Origin of the sequence: Allokutzneria sp. A3M-2-11 16, assembly GCF_024213555.1 — a bacterium.
Taxonomy (GTDB): Bacteria; Actinomycetota; Actinomycetes; order Mycobacteriales; family Pseudonocardiaceae; genus Allokutzneria.
Window position 1 is genome coordinate 141,278 of sequence record NZ_JANAVO010000001.1, and the last position, 26,584, is coordinate 167,861.

Below are 26,584 nucleotides of genomic sequence, written 5' to 3' on the forward strand. Positions count from 1 at the left end.
CGTGGGGTTCCTGACCTTCTCCAGCAAAGCTGTCACAGCAGCCGCCACAGCATCGTTGCTCTTCGGCTGCACGGCCACTCATGTCGGCACGGCCAACCCACAGGCGGTGAACGGCACCACCCCGAACAGTGTCGACCGACCTCGCCAGTTGAAGATCGACCGGTTCAAGGCTTGCGAACTGCTGAGCGAATCGCAGCGGGTCGAACTCAAGATCACCCGACCTCCACGCCAGCGAGATGACCCAATCCTAAAATCCGACTCATGCAATTTCAGTAATCTCACAGAGGGCACCATCCTCACCACCTTCGTCATCACAAAGCATGACCTGGAACAATTTTCTCCCAAAAGGGCCACCGGAACCGTTCACCCCGTTCGCATACTGGACTTTCCCGGTTTTCAGATCAATCCAGAACCTCAGGACCCCCTGTCAGCGCACTGCTCCGTGAATGTCGGCGTGTCAGTCGGCCAAGTACTGCGGGTGGCGTACGCGACGCTGGGTGAGCAGCACTTCCTGCCCACAAATGAGGTATGCCGTCGGGCAACACGGGGGGCAGAACTGACACTCGGGAATATTCTCGCACAAAGTTGATTCAACAAGCCGAACGACACGGGGGGACGACGTGGACGTTAACCGGAACTGGATGAACTACTCGCACCAAGAACTGTTCGACGCGATCCATCGAGGAGCAGGACCGACGGGGCATCAACCCGCAGCGGATTTCACCAACAAGTTCGCGTGGAAGCTGGACGGCGTCTACCGGTCGATGGGCGACGCGCTGCGCAAGCTGGGCGCGGTGTGGGAGGGCGAGGCCGCTGACCTGGCGACAGGGAAGATCGGCTCGTTGCAGACGTGGACGATCGCGGCGGGCAACCGCACCAATGAGCGAACCACAAGCATCCTCAGCGGGATGGACGCGTTCGTATATGCGCGGAATTCGATGCCGGAGCCGAAGAAGGTGCCGTCGCTCGAGGACCTGGGCAAGAGCAACGCGCTCGCTGATCTCTTCCAGTTGAAGGAAGACCACGAACTCCTGGAGCGCTCCGCCCACAACGCGCACCTGCAAGCCGCCGCGGTGATGCAGGCGTATGCGGATGCGGTGAACAAGCCCGTGCCCGACTACGACGAGCCACCCCGCATCGGCGGTGGCGGAGACCCAGGCGGGCCTCGCCCCGGCCCAGGTCCGATCGGCGGCGGGCGGGCGATCACGCGGCCGAGGGGCGGGGATATCGGCGCGGGTCAGGACATCGGTGGTGACGCCGAAGGTGTCCCAGTGCCGCCGATCCCGGATCAGCGCGGTGAGCAGGGCCTGGAGTTGCCGGACAACAAGCTGGGTGAGGTGCAGCAGGCGGGCTACACGCCGCCTCCCCCCGCACTCGGCGGTGGGGGCAGTCTGGGGTCGGTCGCCGGACCTGGCGGGGCAGCGGTCGGTGGCGGTTCGGGTGCGGCGCTTGGCGCGCTGGTGCCGCGCGCGGGTGGGCCGTTGAGCACGCCGAGCCAGCCGGTCCCGCCGAGGCCGACGCCGTCCCCGGTCAAGCCGACAACGGCAGCGCGGCCGGGGTTCATGCAACCCGCGCTCGGCACCAGCCAGCGCGAGGAAGACCAGGAACACGAGCGCAAGTACGACATCACCGAAGACATCGTCGGCGAACTGCCGATGGTCGCCCCACCCGTGATCGGCGAATGATTCGATGACGATCACGATCTCCGACACCGCCTATCAGATGGCGTGGGAGCACCTCGGACTCGAACAGATGCCCTTGGCATTGCTCGTCAATCCCAGTGGAGCACACCACGAGGAGCGCGACGCCGTCGTGGCGGCGGCGTGGCAGGAACTGCGCAGCGACGGGCTCGTGGCCGGGCCGGACCTGGACGAGCGGCTGACGCGGTGGCTGATGATGCTCGCCGCGCCGGACCGGCTCGTCGACGCCCGGCTGTGGCTGGGCGAAGAGGTGCGCGCGGTCGCCGCGGCGACTCGGGACGAAGACGAAGGAGTCCTGGCGGTGCTCCGCGGCGGGCGGCTGATCATGCGGCCGATCTACGCGACGGGGTTGGCGCGCGCGGCAACGGAACTGCTCCCCGCGGTAGGACCAGGTCCCGGTCATTCGGTGTCGGTGCCCAACGAGGTCCTTGCCAGGGCCGCACGCGGAGCCGGGAGCGACCCGCGAGCGCTGGCCGCCGCGCTGCGCGGCGAAATCTCCGGCGAGGACGCGGAACAGCTGGCCCAGATGATCAAGGCTCCCGGTCAGCGCGGCCAGTTCGGGGCGAGCACCGGGCGCAAGCGGGCCGATCACGTCGTCGCCTACTTCGACACCGCCCAAGGCCGGTACCTCATGGAGGACTCCCGCGGGTGGACCACGGTCAGCCCGGCCGATGCGCGGGTGCTGGTGCGCCAGATCGACCGGCTGACCAGTACCGCCAATTAAGCGAGAAGCATTCACATTTGCCCGTGGCCTCGCTAACGTCGGGGCCGGTGAGCTGCGACGACGGTCACCAAGCATCGGCACCCGGGAGGTCGTTGTGCACTGGTTGTCCGGAGATCGGCTCAGGGGGGTGCTCGGCGCGACACTCGCTGCCGTCGTCGGCGCCACCACTCTCGTCCAGCTCGGCGCACCCGCCAGCGCCGACACCCCCTACCTGGTGGGGCGCGGCATCGCCGACGTCACCGGTGAGGCCGCCGAACGCGGGATGATGGGCTACGCCAAGCTCGACCAGCGCACTTCCGGGATCCACCAACGGCAGCGCTCGCGGGCGTTCGTCGTCGCCGATCCCGCCAGCGGCAAGCGGGTCGCACTGGTGACCGCCGACCTCGGCATGATCTTCGGCAGCGTGCGGCAGGCGGTGCTGCGCAAGCTCGCCGCCAAACACGGATCGCTGTACTCACCGGACAACGTGCTGCTCACCGCTACGCACACGCATGCGGGACCTGGCGGCCAGTCGCACTACTCGCTCTACAACATCACCACGTTCGGCTACCACGGCAAGACCTTCGACGCGGCGGTCGACGGCATCGTCGAGTCGATCAACCGAGCGCACGACGACCTCGTGCCCGGTTCGCTGTCGCTGGCCAACGGCGAGCTGAAGAACGCCAGCGCCAACCGCTCGCGGCGGGCCTTCGACAAGAACCCCGCGCAGGACCGCGCCGCCTTCCCGGACGGCATCGACCCGATGACCTCGCTGCTGCGGATGGACCGGGGCGGCAGGACGGTGGGCGCGATCAACTGGTTCGCCACCCACAACACGAGCATGACCGGCAACAACACGCTGATCAACGGCGACAACAAGGGTTACGCGGCCTACCACTGGGAACGCGAGATCGCGGGCGCCGACTACCTCGCCGGGCAGCCCGGCCTGGTCACCGCCTTCGCGCAGACCAACGCGGGCGACATGTCGCCCAACCTCAACCTGAAGCCGGGCAGCGGCCCCACCGAGGACGAGTTCGCCAACACCCAGATCCTCGGCAAACGGCAGGCCGACGCGGCGCGCGCCCTCGCGACGACGCCCGGCCGCGCGCTCACCGGCGGCGTCGACTCTCGTCTGTCCTATGTGGACATGAGCGGCACGACCGTCCGCCCCGAGTTCACCGGGGACGGCGCGGCGCACAAGACCTGTCAGGCCGCGCTCGGCGCGAGCTTCGCCGCGGGGTCCACAGAGGACGGTCCGGGGCCGGACATCTTCAAGGAGGGTGTCGGCAACAACCCGCTCATCGAACTCGTCACCAAAGCGCGCTACGTCGCCTCGCCCGAACTGCGGACGTGCCAGGCTCCCAAGGACATCCTGCTCGACACCGGCGCACTGAACCTGACGCCGAAGATCCTGCCGGTCCAGCTCGTCCGCGTCGGCCAGCTCTACCTGATCGGACTGCCGCAGGAAGCCACGATCGTCACCGGCCTGCGGCTGCGCCGCACGGTCGCCGAGCAGGTCGGTGCCCCGCTGCAGAACGTCATCGTCGCGGGCTACGCCAACGACTACGCCGGGTACCTGACCACGCCGGAGGAGTACGACCAGCAGGACTACGAGGCCGGTCACACCATGTTCGGCCGCTGGAGTCTGCCCGCCTACCAACAGGAATTCGCCCGCATCGCCGCGGACATGAAGGCCGGGCGCGCGAGCGCCGCGGGTCCGACGCCGCCGGACATGTCGGGTTCGGTGTGGACGTTGCAGCCGGGCGTGGTGCTGGACGCGCCGCCGATCGGCGGCAACTTCGGCGACGTGGTCACCGCGCCGAAACCGAGCTACGCCAAGGGACAACAGGTCGTCGTGGAGTTCGCGGGCGCGCACCCCAACAACGACCTGCACCGCAACGGCACCTTCGTCGAAGTGCAGCGCCAGGAAGGGAACACGTGGAAGCGGGTCGCCGACGACGGCGACTGGTCGACGAAGTTCCGCTGGGCGAGATGGGGAGTCGCGGCGTCGCGGGTCACCGTGTCGTGGGACGTGCCCAGCACCGCGCAGCCCGGTAGCTATCGCATCGTCTACCGCGGAGACGCGAAGAACCTGGCGGGCGCGGTGAGCCCGATCAGCGGGACTTCTCCGGCATTCACCGTGACCTAGCTGCGCTGTTTCCCCCGCGCGGCTGCACCGGACGCAGTAGCGTAGGCCGCCGGGGGAGGTACATCGTGGGATTCACTGTTGTCACTGATGCGCTTCGCAAGGCTGCTCGGACGGCACGCACAGCCGGTGAAGGCGCGGGAGCGGTCAACGTCGCCGCCGAAGCCGACCAGATCGCGGCGGCGATGCCAGGAGGTGCCGCGGCTGCGGCTGCCGCCAAGCTCGCCGGGCATTGGAAGTCGAGCGTCTCTTCGTGGGCGACCGACGTCCAGTCGCACGCCAAGCGCCTGGAGGAGAGCGCGGCGCTCTACGAGAAGAAGGACACCCAGGCCCGCGACGACATGCGCCAGGCGTTCTGATGGTTTCCGTCAGCGATGTGCGTCGATGGCGGCAGCCCGCCCTCGACACCGCCTTTCAAGCACTCGGTTCTCGCCGCGACACGCTCGTCGGTTTCGACGACGAGCTGCACGCGACGAGGTCACCGGCCGGGTGGACCGGCCCCGCCGCAGAGGCGGCCACCAAGCACCACGGCGAGCTGACCGAACGGATGCGCCGCCTCGTCGCGGGCATCTCCGCCGTGCGCCGCGCTGTCGGCGAAGCGGCCGACGCGGTCAAGGCCGTCCAGCGCGCCCTCGGCGATGCCGAACACCTCGCCGGCCGGTACGGCTTCTCCATCGCCGACGACGGCAAGATCGTCGACACCGCGCATCCCCGCCCCACCGACGAGGCCCAGGTCCGTGAACGCGCCGCCATCCAGGTGGAGCTGGTCGACCGCGTCGAGCAGGTGTTGCGGCGCGCCAACGACATCGACGCCGACCTCGCCGCCGTTCTTGAGCGCGCCGCACTCGACCGCATCGACGACGGCGCCGGAGCTTCGCTCACCGATGCTTCCGTTGCGGGACAAGGAGCTGGCGGGCTCTCCACCATCGGCCCACCGCAGGGCGGCTCCCCCGGCGACAACGCGGGCTGGTGGTCTTCGCTCTCCGATGCCGAACGAGCCGCGATGCTCAAGGACCATCCCGGCTGGATCGGCAACCTCGACGGCCTGCCCGCCGTCGTCCGCGACCAAGCCAACCGCGCCCAGATCCCGGGCGAACGCGCCAGACTCCTGGCCGAGGCCGCGAAGCTGGAGCCTTTGGTCGACTCTCTCACCAAGCGGCTCGGCGCGTCCACCAGCGAAATCGGCGAGTTGTCGATCGCCCGCCAACTCGCCGGACCCGCCGCCGAACTGGCAACTATCAAAGCGAAACTCGCCTCGCTGGATGCGATCGACGAGACATTGGCTCGCGGCGACCGACAGCTTCTGGTATTCGATCCGACTGGCAAGCAACCCAAGGCCGCCATCGCGGTGGGCAACGTGGACACCGCCGAACACGTCTCAGTGTTCACGCCAGGCTTCTCGACAACGGTGGCGGGCAGTATTCGCGAGTTTGACGACCACATGAAAGATCTCAAGTCACGGGCGGAAGCCGAGGCATTCCGTGCGGAGAAACCGTCCAGCGTGGCCGCCGTCACGTGGATCGGCTACGAGGCACCACAGCTCTCCGAGATCCCGAACGCGAACCGGTCCGTGGCCACCGATGCTCTCGCGCGACAGGGCGCAGACAAACTGTCCGGATTTCTCAACGGAATCGATGCCTCGCGCACAACTGATCCACACCTGACCGCCCTGGGCCATTCCTACGGTTCACTGACAACCGGTCTGGCCTTGCAGAAGGGAACAGGCGTCGACGATGCCGTCTTCTTCGGCTCGCCTGGACTCGGCACCTCTCACGTCGAGGAGCTGAAGGTACCCGCCGGCCACGCGTGGACGGTGGAAGCGCGCAAGGACCCCGTCGCGGACTTCGCTGCCTTCGGCATCGACCCCAACCAGATGAAGGGTGTGGGTGGCCTGTCCGCGAAAGAGATGTCTCTGCCCGACGGACGGCAATTCACCGAGTCGGTCGGTCATGACTCGACCGCGAAGAAGGTCGGTTACCTGGCCCCTGACAGTACGAGCCAGTACAACATGAGCCTCGTCATCGCCGGACTTCACGACAAGCTCGCGCGTGACAAGGGCATGGGCATCGGGGACCTGCTCCAGACACCGATCCCAGGACTGTACTGATGCGCAACGCGATCATCGCAACGCTCACATCCGTGTTCCTTCTCGCCGGCTGCGGAGGGCCTGACTTGAACGACAAGCTCAAGATTCTGTCGGAGCGGCCCGACATCGAGGAAATTACCGCACGTTACGAAAAGATGGCCGCAGAGATCCGGCAACGCGTCTCAGCGGAGCTGACACCACTGGACTGGACGGTGCGAAACCCGACGAGCCGAGGCGGCTGCTCGGAATTTTCGGGAATCTCCGGAGTGGAGAGTCGCACACTGGGTCACTGGGGCGCTCTCGGAGCAGTTCCGGACGACAAGTGGGAGAAGGCTGTCGTCCTCGCGGCCGAGGTGTCCAAACCATACGGATTCGGTCCACCACGCATCGTCGTCAACAAGCCGGGCGACCACGAAGTCATCGCGAAGGATTCCTACGACGCCACGCTCATCTTCGGAACCTCCGTCAACACGATCTTGAGTATCCACACCGGCTGCCATCGCATGGCTGGCGTACAGCCCAAGGAGGCTGGTTAGACCTGGAGGGCAGGAGTGATCCAGGCGATTCGCCACGCTATCCGCATAGGACCGTCACGATGAAACGGGCTGCCGCGCTCACTCTCTGCCTCGTGATCCTCGTCGGCTGTGGAGGCCCCAGCATGAAGGACAAGTTCCAGGAGCTGACCCAGCGACCGGACATCGACGCGATGACGACGCGATACGAAAAAATGCAGACGGAACTTCGGAACCGCCTCTCGACAGAGCTTGGCCCCCTGCACTGGAAAGAACAAGATCCGATGAGCAGAGCGGGGTGCTCCGGCTACTCGGAGATTCGCGGCGTCGAAAGCCGAACCCTGGCCCTGTGGGTCCACTTCGGCAATATCCCCGACAAGAACTGGGACAGGGCTGTCGCGATCGCCACCGAGGTCACCGGCGCTTACGGTTTCGGACCGCCCGCCACCAGAGCGAACAGCCCGGGTCAGCACGACGTCATCGCAATGGACGCCTACGGTGCCTCCTACACCTTCGGGACGTACGTCAACACGACGCTGATGCTGCACACCGGGTGCCACCTGGAAGCGAAGGCACATCCAGCGAACGCCGGGAAGACGCCGTGAGAGACCAGAAGCACCGACTCACCGTCCACATGAGCCTGTTGGCCTTCGCTGGTTTCGTCGCGACGGTCTGGCAGATCATCTTCTACGCGGGCAGGGCTGACCACGCCCGCGTCCGGACCTTGGTCGACGACAGGCCGGACCTGGTCATCTGGGGAACCATCGGCGCGGCAGTGGTGGGACTGCTGCTCGGGCTCATCGGCGGCACGAGGGCGTTGGCAAGGCAGCGGGCGATCGGTGGGTGGTTGTGGGCCGCATGGGCGCCGCTCTACCTGGTCGTTCTGACTACCCACCTGATCACGTTGGTGTGAAAGGGAATCAGTGCTTCGGCAGGAGTTCCAGCGAGGGGGCTGCCGGTGACAGCGGGACGCGGTAGCGCTGGGCCACGTAGTCAGCCATGTCGTGGAACAGCGGGGCGGCGGAGGTGGCTTCCGACGTACCGGCCTTGGGCGCGTCGAGCATGATGCCGATGACGTAGCGCGGTTTGTCGGCGGGCAGGATGCCGGCGAAGGTGATCCAGTACGAGGAGTTGCTGTAGCAGCCGCAGTTCGGGTCGACCTGCTGCGCGGTGCCGGTCTTGCCGGTGATCTGGTAGCCGGGCAGCGACGCGGCGGGGCCGGTGCCGCGCTGGCCGGGCACGTCCTGGACGACGGCGCGCATCATGTCGCGGACGGTGCGGGCGGTCTCGGGGCTGACGACGCGGACGCCCTCGGGGCGCGGCTCTTCCTTGCGGGCCTTGTCGGGGCCGATCTCCGCCTTGATGATGCGCGGCGGGATGCGCAGGCCGTCGTTGGCGAGCGCCTGGTACATGCCCGCCATCTGCACGACGGTCATGGACAGGCCCTGGCCGATGGGCAGGTTGCCGAAGGTGGAGCCGGACCACTGGGCGCGCGGCGGCACGCGGCCGGAGGTCTCACCGGCCAGGCCGAGCCGGGTGCGCTCGCCGAGACCGAACTTGGCCAGCATCTCGGCGAAGCGGTCCTGACCGATCTGCTGCGCCATCATCAGCGTGCCGACGTTGGAGGACTTGCCGATCACGCCGGTGAAGGTCATCGGGACGGTGCCGTGGTTCCACGCGTCGCCGATCTCGCGGTCGGCGACCTTGATGCTGCCGGGCACCGACAGCACGGTCTGCGGGGTGGCCAGGCCGAGCTCGATCGCGGTGGCCGCGGTGACGACCTTGTTGACCGAGCCCGGTTCGAACGGCGAGGTGACCGCGCGGTTGTTGCGCTGCTCCGGCTTGGAGTCGGCGAAGTTGTTGGGGTCGAACGGTTTGTCGTCGGCCAGCGCCATGACCTCGCCGGTCTTCGCGTCCAGCACGACGGCGCTGCCGCCCTTGGCCTCCACCCGCTGCACGTAGTTCGTGAGCATGTTCTGCACGGTGAACTGCAGATCGGTGTCGATGGTCAGCTGGAGGTCGGAGCCGGGCGTCGCGGGTTCGACCTCGCGCTCGGAGCCGGGGATGGTCACGTCGGCGCTGCCCGCCGCGGTGTCCACCACGCGCCTGCCGTCCTTGCCGGACAACAGGTTGTTCTTGTAGGTCTCCAGCCCTTCCAGGCCCGCGGCCTTGCGCTCCTCCATCCGCCAGTTGGCGAAGCCGACGATGTCCGCGCCGACCTTGCCGGAGGGGTACTGCCGGATCTGCCGGTACTCGGCGCCGATCTCGCGGAACTTCTCCCGGATCATCCGCGCCTTGGCGGGCTCCACCCGGTCCACCAGGTAGAGCCACTTGCTGTCGGAGAACAGCTTGCGCAGCAGCTCCTGCTCGTCGACCTGGTCGCCGAGCACCTGCTTCATGTAGGCGGCGATGTTGCGCTTGCGCTCGTCGGGGTCCTTGCCCGCCTTGCGCTGCTCCTCGACGATCAGCTGCGGCAGCGCGTAGAGCGCCTTCGCCTCCACGCTGAACGCCAGCAGGTTGCCGTCCCGGTCCATGATCGAGCCGCGCTGCCCGGGGATGTTCTGCACGGTGACCCGCTGCTTGAGCGACTTCTGCGACAGCGCCTCGGCCTCGAAGCCCTGCACCTGCACCAGCCGCAGCCCGGCGGCGACGAGCGCGAGCACCAGGAACGCGCGCCCCACCACCACGCGGACGCGGTGGTCACCCATGCCGTTCGGGTTGCGCTTCGGCTTGGTCCTTGGCGGCTGGGGTCTCGGGGCCGCGGCCCGCGCCGATCTCGGAGCGGGGCGCGGCCGACCGGTCCGCCGGGTCGGGCCCTGCATCAGCCGCCTCCACCTGCCGGAGGCTGCTGGCCCGCGGGCGGAGCCGGGGGCTGCTCGGCGGGGGGCGTGTGCTGCCGAACGCTGGAACGCGGCTTCTCGGCCGCCTTCGGGTCGCCGACCACGTCGACGGAGCCGTCCGGCTTCACCTGCAGGCGCGCGGGATCACCCGCGGGGACCATGCCCCGTTCGCGGGCGCGGCGATCCAGCTCGATCGGAGACTCCAAAGTGGACACTTCGCGGCGCAGCCGCTCCACGTCCTCGGCGCTCCTGCGGACCTCTCGCCGGGTCTGCTCCAACTTGTAGGTGTCGGTGGCGGCGGCCGTGGACAGCCACAGCGACGCGACGATGCCGGTGCCGAGCAGGCCCATCACCAGCAGCACGAAGGGTGCCCTCGGCGCGGGCGCGGTGCGGCGCTCGGGCGCGGCGGCGCCGGTGCGCTGCGCGCGGCGGGCGTAGGCGCGCTCGGCGGCGGCGGAGCGCCGGTGCTGGGCGGCGTGCTCGGCCGCGCGATCGCGAGCCTGCTGGGCGCCCTGACCGCGCGGTGTCGGCGGTTCGGAACGTGCCGGTGCGGTCATGACGTCGCCTCCCCGATTCGCTCTGCGGCGCGCAGCCGGACGGAGGCCGCGCGCGGGTTCTGCGCGATCTCCTCCTCCGTCGCGGGCTCGGAGCCGCGGGTGATCAACCTGAACTCCGGGCCGTGGCCGGGCAGTTCGACCGGCAGGCCCTGCGGGGTGCGCGAGGTGGACCTGGCGACCAGCTCGCGCTTGGTGATCTTGTCCTCCAGCGAGTGGTAGGACAGCACGACCACCCGGCCCTCGGGGGCCAGCGCGTCCAGTGCGTTCGGCAGTGCCCTGCGCCAGACCTCCAGCTCCCCGTTGACCTCGATGCGCAACGCCTGGAACGTGCGCTTGGCCGGGTGACCGCCGGTGCGCCGGGTCGCCGCGGGCACGGAGTCGTAGAGCAGTTGCACCAGTCGCGCGCTGGTGCTGAACGGTTCCTTGGTCCGCTCGCGCACGATGGCGGAGACGATCCGCTTGGCGAAGCGCTCCTCGCCGTAGTCGCGCAGGACCCGGATCAGGTCACCGGGCGCGTACTCGTTGAGCACGTCGGCCGCGGTGAGCCCGGCGGTCGGGTCCATCCGCATGTCCAGCGGCGCGTCCTTGGCGTAGGCGAAGCCGCGGTCGGCCTCGTCGAGCTGCATGGACGAGACGCCGAGGTCGAAGAGCACGCCGTCGATCCGGTCGATGCCAAGGCTCTCCAGCGCTTCGGGCAGCTCGTCGTAGACCGCGTGCACGAGCTTGGCGCGGTCGCCGAACGGCGCGAGCCGGGCACCGGCCAGCTCCAGGGCGCGCGGATCGCGGTCGAGGCCGACGAGGGTGGCCTCGGGAAAGGCGTTCAGCAGCGCCTCGGAATGACCGCCGAGGCCGAGGGTGCAGTCGACGACGACGGCGGGCCCGTCAGCCAGCGCGGGCCGGAGCAGGTCCAGCGTCCGGTCGAGCAGGACCGGGATGTGCGCTCCTCGCGCCGCTTCCGCCATGGCGGTCCCTCCCTTGCCCACGCTCTTCGCCCAACGCTCTCGCGACCGGCCCCGCTACCCCTGTCTGTCCTGTGTGGACGTCCACTATGGAAACCGCGTGGCCGGATGTCGCCAGGTCCCCGCCCGCCCGTCGGGCCTGGTACCGGGGAAGGTGCACCAGGACCGAGAGATCGAGCGGACCGAGGCCTCACGGCACCCGAACCACGACCACGTGCCGGGATCAGAACATCCCCGGCAGGACTTCCTCCCTCGCCTTCGCGTAGTTCTCCTCGTTGTCCTCGAGGTAGGTCTGCCACGCCGAGGAGTCCCAGATCTCCAGGCGGGTGATGGCGCCGATGACGACGCACTCCTTGCTGAGCCCGGCGTAGCGGCGCAGCTCGGGGACGATGGTGATGCGGCCCTGCGAGTCCGGTCGCTGCTCGTCGGTCCCGGCGAAGAGGTAGCGCTGGTAGGCGCGGACGGCCTCGTTGGTGAACGGGGCCTCGGCGACCTTGCGCGCCATCTGCTCGAACTCCGCGCGCGGGAAGACGTAGAGGCAGTGGTCCTGTCCCTTGGTGACCATCAGCCCCCCCGCCAACGCGTCGCGAAACTTGGCCGGCAGCGTGAGCCGGCCCTTGTCATCCAGCTTTGGGTTGTGGGTACCGAGAAACACCGGCTTCACCTCCCCACCGACCCGTGCGGACCGGCGGCGGGGACCCCGTTCTCCCCACCGGCCGCCACACTACCCCACTTTCCACCACAGTCAACGCGATCAAGGCCTGCTTTCCGGCTGCGCGGCCGACGTTTTCGCAGCTCGGGAGGGGTGACTCCGCGTGGGGGGTGACAGCGGCCCCACGCCCGGCCGGCTTCCCACGACCGGGGGACGGGAGCAACGGGAATACCCCCGTTAGGGTGAGCGGTGGCCGCGGCCATCCGGTCGCTGACGAGCAGGTGGGGCGGGGTGGGGTGGACGGGGTGCCCGGACGGGGTGGGGACCTTCGCCAGGTTTTGACACACTGCGTGTCACGCTGCTCGTCAGTTCGCCAGACGACCGCCCACGTTCCGCTCGCGGATCGAGCATCGACATGGCCGTGACGCGCGGGCACCGCGGAAGCCGCACCACCATGGAGGTCTGTCGAGTGACGCCGAGTACCCAGCCGACCGCACTGCCGGGCCAGCCGCTGCCCGAGCCGGACGGTGCCCCGCGCCCCGCCGAGGTGCTGGCCGAGCTGCACGAGACCGCCCGCCGGATCGCGGGCAACGTCGAACGGGTGCTCGTCGGCAAGCCGGACGTGGTGCGCGTCGCCCTGGTCACCCTGCTCGCCGAGGGCCACCTGCTGGTCGAGGACGTCCCCGGGGTCGGGAAGACCTCGCTGGCCAAGGCTCTGGCCAGGTCGATCGACTGCACTGTCAGCCGGATCCAGTTCACCCCGGACCTGCTGCCGAGCGACATCACCGGCGTGTCCATCTACAACCGGCAGACCACCGACTTCGAGTTCCGCCCCGGCCCCGTGTTCGCCAACATCGTGGTCGGCGACGAGATCAACCGCGCCTCGCCGAAGACCCAGTCGGCGCTGCTGGAGTGCATGGAAGAGCACCAGGTCACGGTGGACGGGCGGACCTTCACCCTGGACTCGCCGTTCATGGTGATCGCCACGCAGAACCCGATCGAGATGGAGGGCACCTACGCCCTCCCCGAGGCGCAGCGCGACCGGTTCACCGCGCGCGTGTCCATCGGCTACCCGGACCCGCAGGCCGAGCTGGCCATGGTGGACGAGCACGCCGGGCACGACCCGCTCGCGGACCTGCGGCCGGTCTCCGACGCCGCGCAGGTGCGCTCCCTCGTGCACGCGGTGCGCCAGGTGCACCTCTCACCGGAGATCCGCAGGTACTGCGTCGAGCTCGTCTCCGCCACCCGCCGCCTGCCGGAGCTGCGCCTGGGCGCCTCCCCCCGCTCCACCCTCCAGCTCGTTCGCGCCGCGCGGGCGCAGGCCGCGCTGGTCGGCCGCGATTTCGTGGTGCCGGACGACATCCACGCGGTCGCGGTGCCGGTGCTGGCGCACCGCCTCGTGCTCACCGCGGAGGCGCAGGCAGCGCGCCGCTCCCCGGCCGACCTCGTTCGCGGTCTGCTGCAACGGGTTCCGGTGCCGCAGGGAGGTTCCGGGCCCGGTCAGCCGGGGCCGTACCAGCGCAACGGTCTGCGGGGAACCAGGTAGATGCGCGGCGCGCTGTCCGGTCTCACCACCCGCGGACGCTGCCTGCTCGCCGCGGGGATCGCCGCCGCGCTGTGCGCGCTGGTGCTCAACGAGCGGGACCTGTTGCGGGTGGCCATTTTCGCCGTCGCACTCCCGATGCTGGCCGCGGCGCTGGCGGCGGGCGCACGGGTCGGTCTCGTCGCGCTGCGGCACGTGGTGCCCGAGCGCGTGCACGTGGGCAACTCCGCGGAAGTGCGGGTCGAGCTGCGCAGCACCGGCCGGGTCCCGTCCGGCGGGTTGCTGCTGGAGGACGGCGTGCCGTACGCGCTGGGCAGCCGCCCGCGCTTCGTCGTGGAACGCATGCCCCGCAAGAGTTCCGTCGGCCTGCGCTATCCGCTGCAACCGGTGCTGCGCGGTGTGCACCAGCTCGGCCCGATGCGGGCGCGGATCACCGATCCCTTCGGCCTGGCCGAGTTCGAGCGCGAGCTCGGCGGCACCAGCAGGCTGATCGTCGCGCCGAAGATCGTCGGGCTGTCCGGGCTGCCGGTCGGCGCGGGCCTCGGCACCGGTGACGACGGCGCGATCCGGCTGCGCACCGGGCAGGGCGAGGACGACGCGATCGTGCGGCAGTACCGGCACGGCGACGACATGCGCAAGGTGCACTGGCGCTCGACCGCGCGCCGCGACGAGCTGATGGTGCGCGTCGAGGAACGCCCGTGGCGCGGCGGGATCGCGGTGCTGCTGGACGCGCGGGAGTCCGCGCACCGCGGCAGCGGCCCCAGCTCCAGCCTGGAGTGGGCCGTGTCGCTGACCGCGAGCATCTGCCTGCACCTGCACCGCCACGGCCAGCACGTCCGGCTGAGCACCGAGGACGGGCACGCGCTCGTGGGCGGGCAGAGCGACGGCGGGCACAGCGACACCGAGGTGCTGGACGCGCTCGCGGCGCTGCGCCCGTCCCACCGCAGGGACCTGGCGTGCAGCGGAGACCCGGGCTCCGGGCGCGAGCTGATCGCCGTGCTCGGCGCGACCACCCCGTCCGCCGTGCACGAGCTGATCAAGTACCGGCAGCGGTCGGTGCGCAGCCTCGCGGTGCTGCTCAACGTCAAGAGCTGGGCGGGCTCCAGCGAGGAGGGTGCGGCCGATCCGACGGAGGTCGCGCGGCTGCTGACCTCCGCGGGCTGGGGCGTGATGATCGCGGACGCGCGGACGCCGATGACCACCGTCTGGACGCGGCTGTGCCACAGCACCGCGGACCGGATGGCCGTAGGGAAGGGCGGGGCTGCCTGGTGAGCTCACGACACGCGGTGCTGGCGCCGTCGACGGAGCACGGGGCGGCGATATCGATCGCCGCGTCGATCTCCGTGCTGGGCGCGGCGACCGCGCTGTCCGCGGTGATCGAGGGCGTGCGGTGGATCGGCTTCGTCGCGGTCACCATCGCGGTGGTGGTCGCGGTCGGCACCGGACTGCGCGCGATCCGCGCCCCGATCGTCGTGGTGGCGGTCGGTCAGATCTGCGCGCTGATGTTCTTCCTCACCGCGGTGTTCACCCGCAGTGGGCTGCTCGGCATCCTTCCGGGACCGGAGGCGCTGCAGGAGCTGGGCGGGGTGCTCAGCGAGTCGGTGCAACAGGTCCGCACCGGTGTGCCCCCGGTGAGCGGGACCATGGCGATCCTGTGCCTGTCCGCGATCGCGGTCGGCATCGTGATGATCGCGGTGGACACCCTGGCCACCGCGGCGCAGGCCCCCGCGGCCGCGGGACTCGTGCTGCTGTGCGTGTTCGCCGTCCCCGCCTCGCTCGCCGACGAGATGCTGCCGTGGTGGTCGTTCGCGTTGGGAGCGGGCGGTTTCGCACTGCTGCTGGTGGTGGACGAGGCGCAGCGGCACCGCCTGTGGCGCGGCAGGCTGGGCCTGCCCTCGCGCGGTCAGAACGGCGACAGGAACGGCCGCCGTCGCGGTGGTGCCGGGTTCAGCGCCACGGCGGTGACCGCCATCGGGCTGGTCGTCGCGATCGTCGGTGGTGCCACGCTGACCCTGGTCGGCACCGCGGGCAGGCTGCCGGGAGTCGGCAGCACCTCGGGCACGGCGGGCATGGGCATCAAGCCGTTCACGTCGTTGCGGGGGCAGTTGGAGCGCAAGGGCGCCATCGAGCTGTTCCGGGTCCGCGGCCTCGACGAGTCGACGTACCTGCGTTCCCTGACGCTGCGCCGGTACGACCGCAGGGAGGGCTGGTCGATCAACGGCCCGCTCAGCGGCACCCCGGTCAACGGCAGGCTGGTCACCGCGGGCACGAACCCGGAAAGCCTTGGCAGGCCCAAGAAAATCGACATCGAGACGATCGGCCTCACGGACAACTGGCTACCGGTCTACGGGGTGCCGGTGGCGCTGGAGGGCGTTCCCGACGGCTGGCTCTACGACCCGAAGGTCGGTGTGGTCTTCAAAGACGAGCGGGAACGCGTCGAGCGCTACACGCAGCAGACGGTGCTGCCGAAGCCGACCGCGGACACCCTGCGCGCGACGGGCACCAGGGTGACGCCGGAGGAGATCGGCGCCGAGTACCTGGAGCTCGACGTCGACCCGAGGATCTCCGACCTGGCGAAGCGGCTCACCGCGGGGGCGCGGACCAACTACGACAAGGTCCTCGCGCTGCGCAAGCACTTCACCGATCCCGGCAACGGCTTCACCTACAGCCTGCGGACGGTGTCGGGCGGCGACTCCGACGTCCTGGCGGACTTCCTGTTCAACGGTAAGACCGGCTACTGCGAGCAGTTCGCCTCGGCGATGGCCGTCCTCGTGCGAGCCGTGGGCATCCCGGCGCGCGTGGCCGTCGGCTTCAGCCAGGGCTACGACGCCGGTGGCTACCAGGTGATCACCACCAGCGACGCCCACGCGTGGGTCGAGGTGCACTTCCCCGGCGTCGGCTGGACCAAGTTCGACCCCACGCCCCAGGCCGGCGGGCGCGGCGTGACGGCGCCGTACGAGGCCGAGGGGCCCGGCGGCGGCAACCAGAGCAGCAACGAGCCGTCCGCGGGCCGCACCACGACTCCCCCGTCGAACCCGTCGTCCGCGCCCACCAGCTCGACCCCGCCGGTCGCGCCCGGCGACCGGGACGACCACGTGCTGCTCTTCGGCGCGGTGCGGGTCCCGCAGGCGGTGGTGTGGTGGGAGATCCTGCTGCTGCTCGCGGTCGCGGCCGCGGTGGGAGCGGCCGTGGCGATGCGATCGCGGAGGAAGCGGAATCGGGAGGCCGCGCGATGAGCGCCCCAGTGGCCGCGACGCCGTGGCGCGCGCGGTTGTCGAAGACCGTTGTGCTGCCGGAGTTCTGGGCCGCCACGGCGACGGGGCTCGGCGTCACCGCCGTCCTGCTGCCCCTGTGGTGGGCGCTGCCGGGTTTCGCGTGGGTTCTGCTGCTGATCCTGTTGGGCGGCGGTTATTTCGCGTTGCTGCCGTCCTGGGTGCGCGGCGCGCTCCGGCAGCAACGGCTGGACGCGGTGGCCGCCGGTGGCGATGACGCGGCCGACGCGGCGTGGCGGGAACTGGTCGCGGCGAGCGCGGACCGCGGCGCCGACGTGGCCGAGACCGACACGGTCCGCGTCGCGGCGACGAAGCTGGCCCGCGAGCACAGCCTCGACGAGGCGGGCCGGGCCGGGCTGCGGGTTCTCGTCGGCGCGGTCGAGCGGTCCTGGTACGGCGCAGGCGGTTCGGCGAGCCCGGAACTCCGGAGCTCGCTGGACCAGGTGCTGGCGAGCCTGGCGGTGAACGCGCCGATGTCCTTGCGCGCGAAGCTCTTCCCCCGCTCGGCCATGCCCTCGCGCTGACTCCACATCCCAACCGGGTCCGCCGGTCTTCAAGTCCTGCGAACCCCCGCTGAAACGGTCTTCAACCGCACCCAACCCCGCTGCGTTGGGGTTGGGAGGGTTCGGGGCGGAAACCACCAAGGGCCGCCGCACCGTCCCGGGAGAGGGAGGCGGTGTGGCGGCCCTTGGTGGTTGCGGTTGTGTCAGTGCCTAGCCGTTGTCGTCGAACCGGCGGCGGAACCGCTCTTCCATCCGCTGGGCGAACGAACTCCGGCGTGGTGTCGTCTGCTGTGGTTTGTCGCCACCCTCTTCCGCGGCCTGGTCGCGTTGACCGACCGCCGAGAGGGCCCACATGGCCCCGCCGAACATCAGCAGGAACCCGATGACGCTGAGCACCGGGATCTCCGCGACCCGTGCCACGGGCAGCGCGACCCCGACGACGAGCAGTAGTAGACCGATGATCAGAATGGCGACACCCTGCAGGCGGCGCCGTCTGGAGGGCCGCCGTAGCCGGGAACCGCGCACCGTCGATGCGAACTTCGGATCCTCGGCGTAGAGCGCGCGCTCAATCTGGTCGAGCAGTCGCTGCTCGTGCTCGGAGAGTGGCATGGATCCTCCTCCGGCACATCTTCTCGCTAGCGCCGGGCGTCACGGTTGCCGCCGGACCCGGCGGGCGCCCCCGTTGGGAGCGTCACCCTTGAGGATACGATCCGTAGGACGCTGCGACTACCCGGTCCACGCTGCCGAAGCCAGCCTGTTGTCAGCGTCATCCGCTCGGGGGAGCGGCGGATACCCGGAGCTTTCTCCGGAACAGCCTTGCTGAACTGGTCTTTTTCGCGTTTCCGGCGCTCCGGCGGCTGCGGGCGGGCCGTCCTCCGTTTGGCGGTGGTGCGACACAACAGGTCGCAGAACTCACCCCGGAGGAGGTACGCGGCGTGATGCCTTTGTGAAGCCGGGGTGATCGCGAACGTGACCGGCCGGGCAGGAACTAGGATCCACCGGGCGATTTTCACAGGACTTGGAGTGTGCTCAGGGTGACGGCGACAGGCGAGGAGACCGCGGCGGCGAGCCCCGGCAACGGCGGCAGCGCGGCAGTACCCAAAGAGGCAGGCCGTCGCCGGACCTTCGGGGTGATCAGCCATCCCGACGCGGGCAAGTCCACGCTCACCGAGGCGCTGGCGCTGCACGCCAGGGTCATCTCCGAGGCGGGCGCGGTGCACGGCAAGGCGGGCCGCAAGGGCGTGGTCTCCGACTGGCTGGCCATGGAGCAGGCCCGAGGCATCTCGATCACCTCGGCGGCGCTGCAGTTCGGCTACGGCGACACGGTGATCAACCTGCTGGACACCCCGGGCCACGCCGACTTCTCCGAGGACACCTACCGCGTGCTCTCCGCGGTGGACTCGGCGGTGATGCTGCTGGACGCGGCCAAGGGCCTGGAGCCGCAGACGCTGAAGCTGTTCGACGTGTGCAGGCACCGCGGCATCCCGGTGATCACGTTCGTGAACAAGTGGGACCGCCCCGGCCGCGAGGCCCTCGAACTGTGCGACGAGATCAGCACCCGGATCGACCTCACCCCGATGCCGCTGAACTGGCCGGTCGGCGAGGCCGGGCACTTCCGCGGCGTGCTGGACCGCGGCACCGGCGAGTTCACCCGCTTCACCAGGACCGCGGGCGGCGCGACGCTGGCGACCGAGGAGACGATGAGCGCGGAGCGGGCCGCCGAGGAGGAGGGCGCGGACTGGGAACGCGCCGTCGAGGAGTCCGAACTGCTCTCGCTCAGCGGCTCCGACTTCGACCAGGAAGCCTTCCTGTCCGGCAAGGCGACCCCGGTCCTGTTCGGCGCCGGTGTGCTCAACATGGGTGTGCGGCAGCTGCTGGACAGCATCGTCCGGCTCTCGCCCGCGCCCACCCCGCGCGCGGACGTCGAGGAGAAGACGCGCGCGCTCGACAAACCGTTCTCCGGCTTCGTCTTCAAGGTGCAGACCGGGATGGACCCCGCGCACCGCGACCGGGTCGCGTTCATCCGGGTCTGCTCCGGCCGCTTCGAGCGGGGCATGGTCGTCACGCACGCGCAGACCGGCCGCCCGTTCAGCACCAAGTACGCGCAGCAGATGTTCGGCCGCGAGCGCAACACGGTGGAGGAGGCGTTCCCCGGCGACGTGGTCGGCCTGGTCAACGCCAACGCGCTCCAGGTCGGCGACACCCTGCACGTCGGCAAGCCCGCGGTGCGCTTCCCGAAGCTGCCCAGCTTCGCCCCCGAGCACTTCTCGGTGGCCCGCCCCTCCGACCTCGGCCGTGCCAAGCAGTTCCGCAAGGGCATCCAGCAGCTGGAGGAGGAGGGCGTGGTCCAGGTGCTGCGTTCCGACCGCCGGGGTGACGCCGCGCCCGTGCTGGCCGCGGTCGGCCCGATGCAGTTCGAGGTGGCCGCGCACCGGATCGAGGCGGAGTTCGGCGTGAAGCTGCTGCTGGACCGGCTGCCCTACCGCATCGCGCGCATCCTGGTGCGGCCCGACCAGCGCCCGATCGTCGACCGCAGCGGCCGCGCGGAGGTCCTGCGCCGCGACCGCGACGGCGTCGACCTGGCCCTCTTCCCCGACCCGGTGGCCGTCGGCTCCCTCCAGCGCCTGCACCCCGAACTCAAACTCGAAGCCCTCGTCGCGGGCACCGACACCTAGGCCGTTTCCGCGGTCTTCAAGTACCCCCAACCCGCCTTTCGATCACCGCTAACCGCCCCCAACCCCTCGTGGCACCCGGGGTTGGGGGCGGTTAGCGACCGTTTTCGGCGGGGTTCGTGGTACTTGAAGACCGGCCAACCCGGGATGCGAGCCGGGCGTTTCCCTTGTGGCGCTAGGGAAGGAAGGCGGCGTCGCGGCGGGCGAGGAGCAGGCGGGGACGGCGCCACGCGAGGTAGGCGCCCGTGGCCAGCAGGCTGAAGCCGACGATGACGAAGGAGTTGCCGAGCAGGTGCTCGCCCGGCGTCCAGAGCATCTCCTGGTTGCCCGAGGTCGGCAGCTTGAAGTGCCACCCGACGTAGAAGACCACCGTGGTCACCGCGGCGACCGCCAGCCACACGTAGCCGTTCACCCGGAGCGCGGACGCGATCATGATCACCAGGGTCGGGGCGATCCAGACCCAGTGGTGCGACCACGAGGTCGGCGAGATCAGCAGCGCCACGATGGCGTTGGCCATCACCGCGATCGGTGGGTCGGCGCGGCGGATGATCACCGTGCCCATGCCGATCGCCAGCACGGACATCAGCACGATCAGCACGCCCATCAGCACCACGGGCGGCTGCAACCGGACGAGCATCGCGGTGATGGTCTGGTTGGCGGAGAACGGCGTGCCGCTCATCGAGGACGCGCCGCCCTCCAACCAGTAGTGCAGTGAGGAGTTCGGCGCGATCACGAACCCGACCAGGGTGGCCGCCGCTCCGCTGATCACGATGGTCACCGCGGCCCGGAAGTCCTTGCGCAGCAAGAAGTACAGCAGGAACGCGGCCGGGGTGAGCTTGATCGCGGCGGCGATGCCGATCAGCATGCCGCGCGGCCACTTCGGCGAGAGCGCCAGGCAGTCCACCGCGACCAGGGCCATCAGCCACAGGTTGACCTGACCGTAGTCCAGGGTCTCGGTCACCGGCTCCAGCAGCAGCGTGAACGGCAGCAGCACCGCGGTCAGCACGAAGGCGCCCTTCGGCCCCCCGGACCGCCACAACCGCCGGACCACCACGTACAGGGTGGCGGCGAGCGCGAGCACGGAGATGCCGAAGTTCAGCGCGACCGCCGGGTCACGGGGCAGTAGCGCGAACGGCCCGAGCACGAGCACCGCGAACGGCGGGTAGATGAAGGGCAGGTGGTTGCCCGCGGCCGTCTTCGGGAGCAGCCCGTACATGTCGCCGCCCGCCCACCACGTCTGCACCGCGGCGCGGTAGACGTCGAGGTCCTCGTAGACGTGCCGGGCGTCGGCGAGCCGGAACAGCACCACCGCCACGAGTGCGACCACCGCCGCGACGACCAGCGACGCCCCGTTCCGGAGCACCAGGGTGCGGAAGCGGTCCCAGATGGTGGTGAGCAACGTGAAGCCTCCCGATAGCCGAAGTCCGTGCAGCCTAGCCGGGGCGGATCGGGCCCCCGATAGCACAGACCGCCGGGAACGGGGTGGGGTTGAGTCGCTTCGGAAGTTCTTCGCGATGCGAAGGTCTCGAACAGCGGCGACTAGTCTTACCGGGCGAGCGTGAGGAGGCATCAGTGACCACCGAGACGACCGAAGGCCGGATCGAGGGCCGCGACGCGGAGGCGTTCCTCCGGTTCGTCGAGCGCTTCGCCTCGGTGCTGGCCGACAGCGGCTGGCCGAGGATGCCCGCGCGCGTGTTCGTCTGCCTGCTCGCGGTGGACTCCGGCAGGCGCACCGCCGCCGAGCTCGCCGAGACGCTGCGGGTCAGCCCGGCGGCGATCTCCGGGGCCGTCCGCTACCTGACGCAGGTCAACCTGCTCAGCCGGGAGCGCGATCCGGGCTCCCGGCGCGATGTCTACCGGGTGCACGACGACATCTGGTACGAGGCGGCGGTGCGCAAGGACCGCGCCCTGACCCGGTGGGAAACCAGCCTGCGCGAGGGAATCGAGGTGCTCGGCCCCGACTCCCCCGCCGGTCGCCGGATGACCGAGACGCTGGAGTTCTTCGAGTTCGTCCAGGGTGAGCTGCCCAGCCTGCTGGACCGCTGGCGCGAGGTGCGCGATCAGCTGCGCGCCCGGACGGGACTCAGCGAGTCCAGCTGACCGGGAGCTCGTGCACGCCGTAGATGGCCATGTCCGAGCGCATCCGCACCTCGTCGGCGGGCACGGCCAGGCGCAGCGACGGGAAGCGGCGGAACAGCGCGGTGAAGGCGATCCGCAGCTCCGAGCGGGCCAGCTGCTGGCCGAGGCACTGGTGCACGCCGTGGCCGAATGCCAGGTGCCCGGTGGCCGAGCGCCCGAGGTCCAGCCGTTCCGGGTCGGGGAAGCGCTCCGGGTCGCGGTTGGCCACCGGCACCGAGATGGTCACCGACTGCCCCTTCCGCACCAGCTGCCCGTCCACCTCGACGTCCTCGGTCGCGGTCCTGAGCGGTCCGATGTGGATGATCGACAGGTAGCGCAGCATCTCCTCGACGGCGGTGCCCGCGATCGCCTCGTCCTCCTGGAGCCTGCGCAGCTGGTCCGGGTGCTGGAGCAGCGCGTAGACGCCGAGCCCGATCTGGTTGGCCGTGGTCTCGTGCCCCGCGACCAGCAGCACCGTGCCGATGTTGACCAGTTCCTCGTCGGTCAGGTCGCCCGCCGTGATCAGGTCGCTGAGCAGGTCGTCGCCGGGTTCGGCCCGCTTCTCCGAGACCAGCCGCGCGAGCAGCCGGGCCACCGCGCCGAACGCCTGCATCCGCCGTTCCATCGGGGTGTCCAACGCCAGCAGCACCCGGCTGTCCTCGTTGAACCCGCTCCGCTCGCCGTGCGGGACGCCGAGCAGTTCGCAGATCACCAGTGACGGCAGCGGCAGGGCGTACTCGGCGACGAGGTCGACCGCGCCCTGCCCGGTGTGCTCGCGCTCCATCGCGTCGAGCAGCTCCTCGGCGATCCGCTCGATCATCGGCTCCAGCGTCTTGATGCGGCGCACGGTGAAGGCACCGGTCAGCTGCCTGCGGTAGCGCGCGTGCTCCGGATCGTCCAGCCGCGTGAACATGCCGGGCTGGGGCTGCTTGCGCACGGACTCGGGCACCTCCATCGCGATGGGCGAGTGCTGGAGGTCGGCGCGCACGCTGAAGCGCGGGTCCGCGAGCACCGCGCGGGCGGCGGCGTTGCCGGTGGCCAGCCAGCCCTGGTGGCCGTCCGGGTAGGTCATCGGGACGAGTGAGCGCTGCTCGTGCTCGCGGCTCAGCTCCTCCGGCGGGTCCAGCGGGCAGCGCCGGGTCAGCGGAAGTCCGTCCAGGGCGGTGGGCGCGTTCGGGTCCATGCTTCGGAAGCTACACCTGGTTCACAAGTTCGTGAAGACTGTGAACGGAAGCGTTGCCCGTAGGGGCGCGGACGCACCCTGGAAGGACTTTACGAGAATTCCGCCAAGATTGGCCTACGGCCGGGTAAAGGCGCACCTCGCGGTACGAAGAAAAACTCGTCGTTGCTTTTTCGCGGCGATCCGGCATTTAATTAGTAAAGAACCCTTCCCTGCCGAGAACGGGATCGCCATGAACAACACTCTTCGCAGGCTCGCAGTGACCGCCTTCGCACTCACCACCGCGCTCACACTGACCGCGACACAGGCGGGAGCGCAGCCCGCCGAACTGGCCGCAGGCCCGACCGCCGGACAGCTCAAGGCCGCGGTTGCCAAGTGCGGCAACCAGATCTCCTCCGGCAAGTACGCCCACGACGCGGGCGGGGCCGGCAAGAGCGCGGTGTGCAAGACCAAGGGCGCCGTGCACTGGAAGGCCGACTTCGACGTCGACTGCGACGGCCAGAAAACGCCGAAGTGCAATAAGAGCACGGACCCGTCCTGGCAGAACGCGACCGCGTGGCCGCAGTCCAACGGAAAGCCGCTGAACGCCGAGAAGCTGCCCTTCGTCGTCGTTCCCGGAATCAGCTCCAAGTGGAACTACAAGAATTCCGGGATCGGCGGCGGCACCGTGGCGGCCGTGGTCTACAAGGACCGGGTCGTCTACGCCGTCGTCGGCGACGTCGGGCCGAAGGCGATCATCGGCGAGGGCTCCTACGCGCTCGCCAAGGCGCTGGGCATCAACCCGAACCCGAAGACCGGCGGCATCGGCGGCTCGGTCGTCGACTACATCCTCTTCCCGGGCGTCAAGGTCGGCAAGATCGAGGACCAGGGCGCGGTCAGGACGCTCGGCGCCAAGTCCGCCACGAAGCTGGTGGGCTGACCGGGGTCACCAGCGGGACCAGCAACGGACAAGCGGGCGCACGTATTGGTAAATGACCCTTACGAGGGGCGGGGAACTGCCCCTGGCCCCTGCCGTTCTCCCCTGCCAAGAACGAGGTCGCCATGAACAAGACGCTCACCAGGTTCGCCGTGGCCGTGCTCGCGGTCACCGCCGCATCCGCGTTCACCACGGCACACGCGGGAGCGCAGCCCGCCGAGCTCGCCGCAGGCCCCACCGCCGCGCAGGTCAAAGCCGCGGTGGCGAAGTGCACGAAGCAGCTCTCCAGCGGCAAGTACGCCCACGACGCGGGCGGCTCCAGCACCGTGCCCGTGTGCAAGACCAAGGACGCCGTGCACTGGAAGGCCGACTTCGACATCGACTGCGACGGCCAGGTGACGACCAAGTGCAACAAGCAGACCGACCCGTACTTCCAGCCGGAGACCGCGTGGCAGCAGTCCAACGGCAAGCACCTCAACTCCGCCGCCCTGCCGTTCGTGGTCGTCCCCGGCATCAGCAGCAGGTGGAGCTGGAAGGCGGCGGGCATCACCGGCGGGACCGTGGCCGCCGTGGTCTACAAGGACAAGCTCGTCTACGCGGTGGTCGGTGACATCGGCCCGACCGCGATCATCGGCGAGGGCTCCTACCGGCTGGCCGAGCTCCTCGGCATCAACCCGCACCCGTCGACCGGCGGCATCGGCGGCTCGGTCGTCGATTTCGTGCTGTTCCCGGGAGTGAAGGCGAGCCAGATCGAGAATCAGACTTCCGCGCAGACGCTCGGTGCCGCCGCGGCCACGAAACTCGTGGGCTGACCCTTTATCGAACAACGGCCAAGAATGGCCTAACAAACGGTAAACTTGCAGGTCAGAGCCCCGCAAGGGCATACACCCTTGCGGGGCTGCTCTATTCGGGGGAGTTCGTAAAAGCTCTTACCAAGGGGCTGGCCTTTTTCCGAATCGCACGGTTACCCTCCTCATCCCCTGCACATTTCGGGAGTGATCACCGTGCGAATGACGATCGCGAAGCTCGCGACCGCGACCCTGCTGCTCGTGGCCGCCTCCCCCAGCGCGGCCGCCCAGCAGGCGCCCGCGGCCGACCCCACTGCGGCACAGCTCAAGGCCGCCGTGGCCAAGTGCACGAAGCAGCTCTCCAACGGCAAGTTCGGCCACGACGCGGGCGGCACCAGGACCGTGCCGGTGTGCGCCACCGGCAACGCGGTGCACTGGAAGGCCGACATGGACATCGTCTGCGACGGCCAGCCGACCGCGAAGTGCAACAAGACCACCGATCCGTGGTTCCAGCCGCAGACCGCGTGGACCCAGTCCGACAAGAAGTACCTGATCGCCGACAAGCTGCCCTTCATCGTCGTCCCCGGCGTCAGCACGACGTGGAACTTCAAGGGCGCCAACATCACCGGCGGAACCGTGGCAGCCGTGGTGTACAAGGAAAAAGTCGTCTACGCGGTCGTCGGCGACGTCGGCCCGACCAGCGCGATCGGCGAGGGCTCCTACCGGCTCGCGGAGCTGCTGGGCATCAACCCCAACCCGAAGACCGGCGGCGTCAGCGGCGCGGTCGTCGACTACATCCTCTTCCCCGGCGTGAAGGCGACGCCGATCGAGAACCACGGCAGCGCGGTCTCGCGCGGCACGACCGCCGCCGCGGACCTGGTCGCGGGCCGCAAGGGCTGCACCGGCACGAAGATCGACTTCGCCGCGTACCCGGCCCTCGCGGCCGGAGCCTCCGGCGATGCGGTCAAAGCGGCGCAATGTGTGTTGCGCGCCAACGGTTTCAGCACCGGCGAGGGCGATCCGACCGGCACGCTGGACGAGGCGACCGCGACGGCCGTGAAGAAGTTCCAGACCGCCAAGGGGCTGCCCGCGACCGGAGCGGTCGACGCCAGGACGTGGACCGCGCTGCTGTCAGCGGGCAGCACTCCGCAGGTCCGGGACGGCTCCTCCGGCGAAGCCGTCGGCCGGGTGCAGCGCGCGCTGAACGCGGCGGTCGCGGCGAAGCTGGACATCGACGGGCAGTTCGGCCCCGACACCACAGCCGCCGTCAAGGAGTACCAGTCCGCCCGGGGCCTCGCGGCGGACGGCGTCGTCGGCACCGACACCTGGAAGGTCTTCCAGGCTGGCCGCTGATCGCCTTATTTCGTACTCCCACCGAGCAAGGAAAGCGCTTTCATTCCCGCAGGGAGTACGAAATGGAGGATTATTTCTTGTACA

At 69.6% G+C, this 26,584-nt stretch carries 25 protein-coding genes; 18 read left to right on the top strand and 7 right to left on the bottom strand.

Annotation, left to right across the window (positions count from 1 at the left end; translation table 11 throughout):
* The first annotated feature begins 1 nt into the window (after position 1).
* The 9 genes from NLX83_RS00685 (at position 2) to NLX83_RS00725 (ending at position 8,060) form a co-directional block, all read left to right on the top strand.
* Positions 2-589, top strand: a complete 588-nt coding sequence (locus NLX83_RS00685; protein ID WP_254232906.1) for a DUF3558 domain-containing protein — start codon at positions 2-4, stop codon at positions 587-589.
* A gap of 31 nt (positions 590-620) precedes the next feature.
* On the top strand, positions 621-1,685 hold the full coding sequence (locus NLX83_RS00690) for a PPE domain-containing protein (protein ID WP_254232907.1): 1,065 nt from the start codon (positions 621-623) through the stop codon (positions 1,683-1,685).
* 4 nt (positions 1,686-1,689) lie between these two features.
* Positions 1,690-2,424 (top strand): ESX secretion-associated protein EspG, encoded by a 735-nt coding sequence (locus NLX83_RS00695; protein ID WP_254232908.1) that lies wholly within the window; start codon positions 1,690-1,692, stop codon positions 2,422-2,424.
* Positions 2,425-2,518: 94 nt separating this feature from the next.
* Entirely contained in the window at positions 2,519-4,552 is a 2,034-nt protein-coding gene (locus NLX83_RS00700; protein WP_254232909.1) for a neutral/alkaline ceramidase, read from the top strand.
* Between the two features lie 65 nt (positions 4,553-4,617).
* The gene (locus tag NLX83_RS00705; RefSeq protein WP_254232910.1) at positions 4,618-4,908 is read left to right on the top strand and encodes a hypothetical protein; all 291 of its coding nucleotides are present in this window, start codon (positions 4,618-4,620) and stop codon (positions 4,906-4,908) included.
* Positions 4,908-6,656 (top strand): alpha/beta hydrolase, encoded by a 1,749-nt coding sequence (locus NLX83_RS00710; RefSeq protein WP_254232911.1) that lies wholly within the window; start codon positions 4,908-4,910, stop codon positions 6,654-6,656. Before NLX83_RS00705 ends, NLX83_RS00710 begins: the two co-directional genes overlap by 1 nt.
* Positions 6,656-7,171 (top strand): LppA family lipoprotein, encoded by a 516-nt coding sequence (locus NLX83_RS00715; protein ID WP_254232912.1) that lies wholly within the window; start codon positions 6,656-6,658, stop codon positions 7,169-7,171. The genes NLX83_RS00710 and NLX83_RS00715 overlap by 1 nt, the downstream gene beginning before the upstream one ends.
* A gap of 122 nt (positions 7,172-7,293) precedes the next feature.
* Positions 7,294-7,752, top strand: coding sequence for an LppA family lipoprotein (locus tag NLX83_RS00720; RefSeq protein WP_254232913.1), 459 nt, complete (start codon positions 7,294-7,296; stop codon positions 7,750-7,752).
* Positions 7,749-8,060 (top strand): hypothetical protein, encoded by a 312-nt coding sequence (locus tag NLX83_RS00725; RefSeq protein ID WP_254232914.1) that lies wholly within the window; start codon positions 7,749-7,751, stop codon positions 8,058-8,060. Before NLX83_RS00720 ends, NLX83_RS00725 begins: the two co-directional genes overlap by 4 nt.
* 7 nt (positions 8,061-8,067) lie before the next feature.
* On the opposite strand, the gene NLX83_RS00730 is transcribed toward NLX83_RS00725, so the two are convergent.
* The 4 genes from NLX83_RS00730 to mraZ all read right to left on the bottom strand — a co-directional run bounded on the left by NLX83_RS00730 (position 8,068) and on the right by mraZ (position 12,158).
* The gene (locus NLX83_RS00730) at positions 8,068-9,855 is read right to left on the bottom strand and encodes a peptidoglycan D,D-transpeptidase FtsI family protein (RefSeq protein WP_254232915.1); all 1,788 of its coding nucleotides are present in this window, start codon (positions 9,853-9,855) and stop codon (positions 8,068-8,070) included.
* 113 nt (positions 9,856-9,968) lie between these two features.
* Positions 9,969-10,544: a septum formation initiator gene (locus tag NLX83_RS00735; RefSeq protein WP_254232916.1), complete on the bottom strand. Its 576-nt coding sequence runs from the start codon at positions 10,542-10,544 to the stop codon at positions 9,969-9,971.
* Complete coding sequence (gene rsmH / locus NLX83_RS00740; protein WP_254232917.1) at positions 10,541-11,506, bottom strand: 16S rRNA (cytosine(1402)-N(4))-methyltransferase RsmH; 966 nt, start codon at positions 11,504-11,506, stop codon at positions 10,541-10,543. The genes NLX83_RS00735 and rsmH overlap by 4 nt, the downstream gene beginning before the upstream one ends.
* A 220-nt stretch (positions 11,507-11,726) precedes the next feature.
* On the bottom strand, positions 11,727-12,158 hold the full coding sequence (mraZ, locus tag NLX83_RS00745) for a division/cell wall cluster transcriptional repressor MraZ (protein WP_030430829.1): 432 nt from the start codon (positions 12,156-12,158) through the stop codon (positions 11,727-11,729).
* A 466-nt stretch (positions 12,159-12,624) separates the two neighbouring features.
* Here mraZ and NLX83_RS00750 point away from each other — a divergent pair, with 466 nt between their 5' ends.
* The 4 genes from NLX83_RS00750 to NLX83_RS00765 are packed head-to-tail and all read left to right on the top strand — an operon-like array spanning position 12,625 to position 17,494.
* A complete protein-coding gene (locus NLX83_RS00750) occupies positions 12,625-13,701 on the top strand; it encodes an AAA family ATPase (RefSeq protein WP_374118615.1) in 1,077 nt (358 codons plus the stop codon).
* Positions 13,702-14,970 (top strand): DUF58 domain-containing protein, encoded by a 1,269-nt coding sequence (locus NLX83_RS00755; protein WP_254232918.1) that lies wholly within the window; start codon positions 13,702-13,704, stop codon positions 14,968-14,970. It begins immediately after the preceding gene.
* Positions 14,967-16,934: a transglutaminase family protein gene (locus NLX83_RS00760; RefSeq protein WP_254232919.1), complete on the top strand. Its 1,968-nt coding sequence runs from the start codon at positions 14,967-14,969 to the stop codon at positions 16,932-16,934. Before NLX83_RS00755 ends, NLX83_RS00760 begins: the two co-directional genes overlap by 4 nt.
* Positions 16,931-17,494: a hypothetical protein gene (locus tag NLX83_RS00765; RefSeq protein ID WP_254232920.1), complete on the top strand. Its 564-nt coding sequence runs from the start codon at positions 16,931-16,933 to the stop codon at positions 17,492-17,494. Before NLX83_RS00760 ends, NLX83_RS00765 begins: the two co-directional genes overlap by 4 nt.
* A gap of 189 nt (positions 17,495-17,683) precedes the next feature.
* Here NLX83_RS00765 and NLX83_RS00770 read toward each other — a convergent pair whose 3' ends face one another.
* Positions 17,684-18,082, bottom strand: a complete 399-nt coding sequence (locus NLX83_RS00770) for a DUF3040 domain-containing protein (protein WP_254232921.1) — start codon at positions 18,080-18,082, stop codon at positions 17,684-17,686.
* A gap of 425 nt (positions 18,083-18,507) precedes the next feature.
* On the opposite strand from NLX83_RS00770, the gene NLX83_RS00775 reads away from it, so the two are divergent.
* The gene (locus tag NLX83_RS00775) at positions 18,508-20,148 is read left to right on the top strand and encodes a peptide chain release factor 3 (RefSeq protein WP_308209250.1); all 1,641 of its coding nucleotides are present in this window, start codon (positions 18,508-18,510) and stop codon (positions 20,146-20,148) included.
* A 172-nt stretch (positions 20,149-20,320) separates the two neighbouring features.
* On the opposite strand, the gene NLX83_RS00780 is transcribed toward NLX83_RS00775, so the two are convergent.
* A complete protein-coding gene (locus NLX83_RS00780; RefSeq protein WP_254232922.1) occupies positions 20,321-21,544 on the bottom strand; it encodes a glycosyltransferase family 87 protein in 1,224 nt (407 codons plus the stop codon).
* A 173-nt stretch (positions 21,545-21,717) separates the two neighbouring features.
* On the opposite strand from NLX83_RS00780, the gene NLX83_RS00785 reads away from it, so the two are divergent.
* Positions 21,718-22,245: a GbsR/MarR family transcriptional regulator gene (locus NLX83_RS00785; RefSeq protein WP_254232923.1), complete on the top strand. Its 528-nt coding sequence runs from the start codon at positions 21,718-21,720 to the stop codon at positions 22,243-22,245.
* On the opposite strand, the gene NLX83_RS00790 is transcribed toward NLX83_RS00785, so the two are convergent.
* Positions 22,229-23,446: a cytochrome P450 gene (locus NLX83_RS00790; protein ID WP_254232924.1), complete on the bottom strand. Its 1,218-nt coding sequence runs from the start codon at positions 23,444-23,446 to the stop codon at positions 22,229-22,231. The genes NLX83_RS00785 and NLX83_RS00790 overlap by 17 nt on opposite strands.
* Before the next feature lie 229 nt (positions 23,447-23,675).
* On the opposite strand from NLX83_RS00790, the gene NLX83_RS00795 reads away from it, so the two are divergent.
* The 3 genes from NLX83_RS00795 (at position 23,676) to NLX83_RS00805 (ending at position 26,500) form a co-directional block, all read left to right on the top strand.
* Positions 23,676-24,362 carry a glycoside hydrolase family 75 protein gene (locus NLX83_RS00795; RefSeq protein WP_254232925.1) on the top strand — a complete coding sequence of 229 codons (687 nt, stop codon included), beginning with the start codon at positions 23,676-23,678 and terminating at the stop codon, positions 24,360-24,362.
* A 122-nt stretch (positions 24,363-24,484) separates the two neighbouring features.
* Positions 24,485-25,171, top strand: coding sequence for a glycoside hydrolase family 75 protein (locus NLX83_RS00800; RefSeq protein WP_254232926.1), 687 nt, complete (start codon positions 24,485-24,487; stop codon positions 25,169-25,171).
* A 183-nt stretch (positions 25,172-25,354) separates the two neighbouring features.
* Positions 25,355-26,500 (top strand): peptidoglycan-binding protein, encoded by a 1,146-nt coding sequence (locus NLX83_RS00805; protein ID WP_254232927.1) that lies wholly within the window; start codon positions 25,355-25,357, stop codon positions 26,498-26,500.
* Positions 26,501-26,584 lie beyond the last annotated feature (84 nt).

Excerpts from the sequence above, each read along its gene's own strand:
- NLX83_RS00790 (WP_254232924.1), bottom strand. The coding sequence starts at position 23,446 with ATGGACCCGAACGCGCCCACCGCCCTGGACGGACTTCCGCTGACCCGG.
- NLX83_RS00710 (WP_254232911.1), top strand. The coding sequence starts at position 4,908 with ATGGTTTCCGTCAGCGATGTGCGTCGATGGCGGCAGCCCGCCCTCGAC.
- NLX83_RS00800 (WP_254232926.1), top strand. The coding sequence starts at position 24,485 with ATGAACAAGACGCTCACCAGGTTCGCCGTGGCCGTGCTCGCGGTCACC.
- NLX83_RS00770 (WP_254232921.1), bottom strand. The coding sequence starts at position 18,082 with ATGCCACTCTCCGAGCACGAGCAGCGACTGCTCGACCAGATTGAGCGC.
- NLX83_RS00735 (WP_254232916.1), bottom strand. The coding sequence starts at position 10,544 with ATGACCGCACCGGCACGTTCCGAACCGCCGACACCGCGCGGTCAGGGC.
- rsmH (WP_254232917.1), bottom strand. The coding sequence starts at position 11,506 with ATGGCGGAAGCGGCGCGAGGAGCGCACATCCCGGTCCTGCTCGACCGG.
- NLX83_RS00715 (WP_254232912.1), top strand. The coding sequence starts at position 6,656 with ATGCGCAACGCGATCATCGCAACGCTCACATCCGTGTTCCTTCTCGCC.
- NLX83_RS00720 (WP_254232913.1), top strand. The coding sequence starts at position 7,294 with ATGAAGGACAAGTTCCAGGAGCTGACCCAGCGACCGGACATCGACGCG.
- NLX83_RS00695 (WP_254232908.1), top strand. The coding sequence starts at position 1,690 with ATGACGATCACGATCTCCGACACCGCCTATCAGATGGCGTGGGAGCAC.
- NLX83_RS00730 (WP_254232915.1), bottom strand. The coding sequence starts at position 9,855 with ATGGGTGACCACCGCGTCCGCGTGGTGGTGGGGCGCGCGTTCCTGGTG.
- NLX83_RS00795 (WP_254232925.1), top strand. The coding sequence starts at position 23,676 with ATGAACAACACTCTTCGCAGGCTCGCAGTGACCGCCTTCGCACTCACC.
- NLX83_RS00765 (WP_254232920.1), top strand. The coding sequence starts at position 16,931 with ATGAGCGCCCCAGTGGCCGCGACGCCGTGGCGCGCGCGGTTGTCGAAG.
- NLX83_RS00755 (WP_254232918.1), top strand. The coding sequence starts at position 13,702 with ATGCGCGGCGCGCTGTCCGGTCTCACCACCCGCGGACGCTGCCTGCTC.